Origin of the sequence: Lentzea alba, assembly GCF_011067745.1 — a bacterium.
In the GTDB taxonomy this organism is placed as follows: domain Bacteria; phylum Actinomycetota; class Actinomycetes; order Mycobacteriales; family Pseudonocardiaceae; genus Lentzea; species Lentzea alba.
This window is the reverse complement of sequence record NZ_JAAMPJ010000034.1, coordinates 1-865: the sequence shown is the minus strand read 5'-3', so window position 1 is coordinate 865 and position 865 is coordinate 1. Positions and strand designations below refer to the sequence as shown.

Sequence of the window (865 nt, the reverse complement as noted above, 5' to 3'; positions counted from 1 at the left end):
AGTTCGCCGCGGACGCGGGTGCGTTCGGCGACGATGGCGCGGCAGCGGACCATGAGTTCGTCTTCGGCGTCGAGTGAGGCCATCGCGGCGACCTGGGCGAGTGCGTTGACGGAGAACGGTACGTAGACCTTGCGCAGGGCTTCGGCGACGGCGGGGGGTGCGACGGCGTAGCCGATGCGCAGGCCGGCCAGGCCGTAGGCCTTGGAGAAGGTGCGCAGCACCGCGACGTTGTCGCGGCCGGCGGCCCACTGCTGTTTGGCGAGTTCGACGCCGTCGGGGATGTGGGCGTCGTCGACGAACTCCTTGTAGGCCTCGTCGATGACCACGAGCACGTCGCTGGGCACGCGCGCGATGAAGGCCTCGATCTGGTCGGTGCGCAGTGCGGTGCCGGTGGGGTTGTTGGGGTTGCAGACGAAGACCATGCGGGTGTTCGGGGTGATCGCGGCGGCCATCGCGTCGAGGTCGTGTTCGTGCTCGGCGGTGAGCGGGACGCGGATCTGCTGGGCGCCGGCGACGTGCACGACGATCGGGTAGGCCTCGAACGACCGCCAGGCGAAGAGCACTTCGTCGGTTTCGGTGCAGGTGGCCTGGACGAGTTGCTGGCACAGGGTCACCGAGCCGCAGCCGAGGGCCAGGTGGTCGGCGGGGACGCCGAGCTTGTCGGCCAGTCGTCCGGTGAGTTCGACGCAGCCCGAGTCGGGGTAGCGGTTGATGGCGGTGGCGGCTTCGGCGATCGCTGTGACGACGCTGGGCAGCGGTCCGGCGGACACCTCGTTGCTCGCGAGCTTGATGGCGCCGGGAATGGACTTGCCGGGCACGTAGGCGGGCAAGGACGCCAGGTCGGCACGGGTTCGCACGGTCATGC

The 865-nt window shown here is 69.7% G+C and carries 1 protein-coding gene; it reads right to left on the bottom strand.

The genetic code is table 11. From position 1 onward, the window contains the following. Positions 1–863: histidinol-phosphate transaminase (locus tag G7043_RS47460; protein ID WP_166056400.1), on the bottom strand; the 863-nt coding region annotated here is incomplete at its 3' end. Positions 864–865 lie beyond the last annotated feature (2 nt).